At 73.5% G+C, this 5,239-nt stretch carries 4 protein-coding genes and 2 pseudogenes; 4 read left to right on the top strand and 2 right to left on the bottom strand.

Annotation, left to right across the window (positions count from 1 at the left end; all coding sequences use genetic code 11):
- Positions 1-450 (top strand): annotated as a pseudogene (locus E4P40_RS26145) (hypothetical protein); the annotation flags it as partial.
- A 34-nt stretch (positions 451-484) separates the two neighbouring features.
- Complete coding sequence (locus tag E4P40_RS26140) at positions 485-1,195, top strand: HAD family phosphatase (RefSeq protein ID WP_245160605.1); 711 nt, start codon at positions 485-487, stop codon at positions 1,193-1,195.
- Positions 1,196-1,201: 6 nt separating this feature from the next.
- Here the strand turns inward: E4P40_RS26140 and E4P40_RS26135 are convergent, their stop codons facing one another.
- Together E4P40_RS26135 and E4P40_RS26130 are read right to left on the bottom strand one after the other, a co-directional pair.
- On the bottom strand, positions 1,202-2,374 hold the full coding sequence (locus E4P40_RS26135) for an amidohydrolase family protein (protein WP_135161232.1): 1,173 nt from the start codon (positions 2,372-2,374) through the stop codon (positions 1,202-1,204).
- A gap of 35 nt (positions 2,375-2,409) precedes the next feature.
- Positions 2,410-3,357 (bottom strand): RecB family exonuclease, encoded by a 948-nt coding sequence (locus E4P40_RS26130; RefSeq protein WP_245160604.1) that lies wholly within the window; start codon positions 3,355-3,357, stop codon positions 2,410-2,412.
- A gap of 95 nt (positions 3,358-3,452) precedes the next feature.
- On the opposite strand from E4P40_RS26130, the gene E4P40_RS26125 reads away from it, so the two are divergent.
- Positions 3,453-4,298 carry a tRNA (adenine-N1)-methyltransferase gene (locus E4P40_RS26125; protein ID WP_280790652.1) on the top strand — a complete coding sequence of 282 codons (846 nt, stop codon included), beginning with the start codon at positions 3,453-3,455 and terminating at the stop codon, positions 4,296-4,298.
- 139 nt (positions 4,299-4,437) lie between these two features.
- Positions 4,438-5,239: pseudogene (locus tag E4P40_RS26120) on the top strand (proteasome ATPase); the annotation flags it as partial.

Genomic DNA, 5,239 nt, shown 5'->3' with positions numbered 1-5,239 from the left:
GCCGCCGCTGCCGCCGCTGCCGCCGCAGGCGCCGCCGACGAGCCGGCCGCCGCCGTGGCCGCTGCCGCCGGGACGGTGGCAAGCGCCATCGCGAAGATCAGCAACAGCGCCGGGCCCCTGAAGCCGCAGGCGCAGAACGCCGCCAACGCGGTCGTCTCCAACGTGCCGGGCGCCGACTCGATCACCCTCGGCGGCACCCGCGCGAGCGCCGCCGATCCGGGCGGTCACCCCTCCGGCCTGGCGGTGGACTACATGGTGCTGGGCAACTCCGCCCTCGGCGACGCGATCGTGGCCTACCACATCGCCCACTGGGACGAGCTCGGCGTGGAGTACGTCATCTGGCAGCAGCGCATGCTCTCGTCGCCGAACGGCGGCTGGAAGCAGATGGAGAACCGCGGGAGCCCCACGGCCAACCACATGGACCACCCGCACGTGAACTACCGGGGCTGACTTCCGCACGTCCGAGCATCCGAGAGACGAGTACGTGACCTCCGACGACCATGCCCTCCGGGCCGTCCTGTTCGACATGGACGGCACGCTGGTGGAGACCGAGCAGTACTGGGGCGAGGCCATGTTCGAGCTGGCCGACACCCTCGGCGGCCGGATGTCCGACAGCGCCCGGGCGGCCACGGTGGGTTCGTCCATGCGTCGCTCGATGACGATCCTGCATGCCGACCTGGGCGTGCACCGGACGGAGGAGCAGCTCCTGGCCGACGCCCGGTGGGTCGAGGAGCGGACGGCCGAACTGATGGCCGGTGGGATCACCTGGTGCCCGGGTGCGCGCGAGCTCCTCACCGAGGTGCGGGCGTCGGGGTTGCGCACAGCGCTGGTGACCACGACGCCTCGTCGGGTGGCCGACATCGTGCTGGCGACCATCCGCGCGGACCTGGACGACGACCCGTTCGACGTCACCATCTGCGGGGACGAGGTGCCGGCGCGCAAGCCCGACCCGTCGCCCTATCTGCAGGCGCTGGCGGCGCTCGGCGTCGCACCGGGGGAGTGCGTGGTGGTCGAGGACTCCCTGTCGGGAGTGGCCGCGGGTCTCGCCGCGGGTGCCGCCGTCCTCGGGGTGCCGGCCGTCCAGGAGATCGCGCCCGCGCCGGGGCTCACTCTGCGCGACGGCCTGGCCGGCGTCGGTGTCACCGAGCTGGCCCGGGTCCTGACCCGTCGCGCCCTGGCCGACGCGCCGGCCTGACCGCGCTCACGTCAGCGCCACCTCGCGGCCTCGCGACACCACGGTGCGGGGTCGCTGGAGGGCTGTGACGTCGGACAGCGGGTCCCCGTCGACGAGCAGCAGGTCGGCGTCGAGGCCGACGGCCAGCCGTCCGGTGCGGCCTTCCAACCCCAGAGCCCGGGCCGCGACGCCGGTCGCCGCTCCCAGGGCCGCGGCGGGGGAGGCCCCGCACGCGACCAGGTCGGCCACGCCGAACGGGACCAGCCCGTGCCGCTTGCTCGGCCCGATGCCGGCGTCGGTGCCCGCGAGGAAGGTGGGTCCGGACGCGAGCAGCCGCCTGACGTGGACGAGGTGGTCCTCGTACCGCGCGCCGACGGCCGCGAGGCGCGCCTCGACGTGGGGCGGCGGGGGCACCCCCGGCAGGCGGCCGAGGGTCGGGCAGACGTAGGTGCCGGCCGCGACCAGCCGCGCGCCCAGCTCCGCGGGCAGACGGGCGCCGTCGCGTGTCAGGCAGCTGCAGTGCTCGATGCCGTCGACGCCGGCGGTCAGGCTGAGCTCCACGGCCGGCAAGGCGTGTGCGTGCGCGGTGACCGGCAGGCCGTGCCGGTGCGCCTCGTCGACGACGACGCGCACCTCCTCGAGCGTGAACTGGCAGGCGAGCATGTCGGTGCCAGGCGTCATCACCCCGCCGCTGGCCATGATCTTGACGACGTCGGCGCCGCGCTCCGCCCGCTCCGCGACCGCCCGGCGCAGCGCCTCGATGCCGGACGTCTCGCCGCCCATCGACCAGCAGTGCCCGCCCGGCGACGTGATGGGCGGTCCGGCGGCGACGACGGTCGGGCCATCGCCGGTGCGCGCCCGCTCGACGACGGCCCATCCGCTGTCGCCGAGGTCGCGCACCGCCGTGACGCCGGCCCGAAGGTGCTGCTGCTCGGCCGTCGTGATGATCCCCTGGAGCTGGTCGGGGGAGAGCTCGGCGAACTGGTCGAGGGCCCGGACGCTGCTGTCGCCGCACAGGTGCACGTGCGTGTCGATGAGGCCGGGCAACAGTGCAGGCGCGTCGGTCACCGGGCAGCCGTCGGGTGTGGGGAACGACGCGGCTTCGACCCCGACGATGACGCCGTGGTCGACGAGGACCAGCGCGCCGCCCGGTACCGCCCGCTCACCGTCGAACGCGATCTCCGCGCGGTACCCGTGCACGGCGCCTCCCTCAGCAGGCGACCCTAGGGGCTTGCTCAGTCGCGTTCGACGATCGGCAGCACGGTCTGCCAGCCGGCAGCCGCCGCCGCCTCCGTCGGGAACGGCGGGGGAGTGCCGCCGAAGGCCGGGCAGAGCGCCTGGTGGTCGCACCAGTCGCACAGACGCGACCTGTTCGGCCGGAAGTCACCGGTGGCGACCGCGCGCTCGATCGCGGCCCAGATCGCCTGCAGCGTGCGCTCGAAGCGGAGCAGCTCACCCTCGTCGGGCGCGTACGTCAGCGCGTCGCCGTCCTTGAGGTAGAGCAGCTTGAGCTGGGCGGCCACGATGCCGCGGGTGCGCCAGAGGACCAGCGCGTAGAACTTCATCTGGAACAGCGCCTTGCCCTCGAAGGCCTCGCGCGGCACCGCCCCGGTCTTGTAGTCGACGACCCGCAGCGCGCCGTTCGGGGCGACGTCGAGGCGGTCGACGAAGCCGCGCAGCAGCAACCCGTCGGGCAGCGTGACCTCGATCAGCTCCTCGCGGCCCTCCGGCTGGATGCGCGTCGGGTCCTCGAGCGTGAAGTACCTCTCGACCAGCTTCCCCGCCGAGAGCAGCCAGGCCTCGACCGACTCGGGCGCGTTGGCGTCGGTCTCGGCGCCCTCGTCCTGGGCGACGGCGAACAGCTCGGCGACGCCGGGGTCCTCGCGCAGGTCGGCCCAGGCCGGCTCCAGCAGGTCCTGGGCGGCCTCGACGGTCCGCTGGGCCGCCGGGAGGTCGTAGAGCCGCTCGAGGACGGAGTGGACGAGCGTGCCGCGGACGGCCGCGAGGCTCTTGCGCTCGGGCAGCCGGTCGATGGTGCGGAAGCGGTAGAGCAGGGGACAGGTCTTGAAGTCGGCCGCGCGGCTCGGGGACAGCGACGGCCGGCGGGGCGCCTGGACGTCGTCCGCCGCCGGGTCGGCTTCCGCCGTGCTGACCCGCGCCGAGTCCTGCGCCATCGCCGTCATGGGTCCGAGGCTAGGTCGCACCACCGACAGTTCCGAGTGTCCGCGCCGCACTGGGGACACGGGTCACATCCACCCCCTCCGTACCCTGAACGCCTGTGGACATCGAGCAGGAGACAGTTCCGGGCGCCTTCGTGGCCGGCGACCGGGTGCAGCTGACCGACCCCAAGGGCCGGCTGCACACCGTCGTCCTCGAGCCGGGCAAGCAGTTCCACACCCACCGCGGGGCCATCGAGCACGACCACCTGATCGGCGCACCCGAGGGCTCCGTCGTCATGTCGACGGCCAACACCGGCTACCTGGCGTTCCGGCCGCTGCTGGCCGACTTCGTCCTCTCCATGCCACGCGGCGCCCAGGTCATCTACCCGAAGGACGCCGCGCAGATCGTGGGCTTCGGCGACGTCGGCCCCGGCATGCGCGTGCTCGAGGCCGGCGCGGGCTCCGGCGCCCTGACCTGCTCGCTGTTGCGGGCCGTCGGGTCCGGCGGATCGGTCACCAGCTACGAGCGGCGGGAGGACTTCGCCGACGTCGCCCGCGGGAACGTCCGCGCCTTCTTCGGCGAGGTCCCGGCCAACTGGTCGCTGCGGCTCGGTGACCTCGCCGAGCACCCGGCCGGGGAGGTCGTGGACCGTGTCGTCCTCGACATGCTGGAGCCGTGGGCGGTGCTGCCGACCGTGGCAGCGGCGCTGCGGCCGGGTGGCGTCCTCGTCGGCTACGTCGCGACCGTGACGCAGCTGTCGACCTACGTGGAGGCGCTGCGGGCGCAGGGCGTGTGGACCGAGCCCCACGCCTGGGAGAGCCTCCTGCGCCCGTGGCACGCGGTGGGTCTCGCCGTCCGCCCGGAGCACCGGATGGTGGCGCACACCGCCTTCCTCGTGACGGCGCGGCGGCTCGCCGAGGGGACCGTGGCGCCCATCCGCCAGCGCCGGGCCCAGAAGGCCTGACCCGTCGCACCTGGGTCGCACGGCGCGCGTGCGGCGCGTGTGACGGCTCGGTCTCATCGCCCGCGAGCCCCCGGCACGGTGTCGCCCCCCGTGTATAGATTTGGTTCCTGGCTCCCCCCGAGGTGTGTGGAGGTGCGCGATGGGCACGGGTCCTGACGAAATGCGAGCGCGGCGGGAACGTGACGTCGCGGCACTGCTCAGCCAGATCTCCTACCTCGAGGAAGAGATCGGCCTCCTCCGACGCAAGGTGGCCGACAGCCCACGGCAGGTGCGTCAGCTCGAGGAGCGGATCGCCGAGGCCGAGGGGCGGGCGGCGTTCCTGTCCGAGCGCAACGACAAGCTGGCCGGCACCCTGCGCGACGCCCGCGAGCAGCTGGTCTCGCTCAAGGAGGAGGTCGACCGCCTCGGCCAGCCCCCGTCGGGGTACGGGATCTTCCTGAGCCGGCACGAGGACGGCACGGTCGACGTCTTCACCGGCGGCCGCAAGCTGCGGGTCACCCTCTCGCCGAACGTCGAGGGCGAGGACCTGCGCACCGGCCAGGAGGTCATGCTCAACGAGGCGATGAACATCGTCGAGGCGCGCGGCTTCGAGCGCGCCGGCGACGTGGTCATGCTCAAGGAGCTGCTGGAGCCGATCGACGGCGTCACCCCGCGGGCGCTGGTCATCGGGCACACCGACGAGGAGCGGGTGGTCTTCCTCGCCGACTCCCTGACCGGGCAGCCGCTCCGTGTGGGCGACTCGCTGCTGCTGGAATCGCGGTCGGGCTACGTCTACGAGCGGATCCCGAAGAGCGAGGTCGAGGAGCTCGTCCTCGAAGAGGTCCCCGACATCGACTACAGCGACATCGGTGGCCTCTCCCGCCAGATCGAGCAGATCCGGGACGCCGTCGAGCTCCCGTTCCTGCACTCCGACCTGTTCCGCGAGTACGAGCTGCGCCCGC

It is taken from the genome of Blastococcus sp. CT_GayMR20, assembly GCF_004570345.1.
Note: the sequence above shows the minus strand (reverse complement) of the source record. Positions and strands in the feature narration are given on the sequence as shown.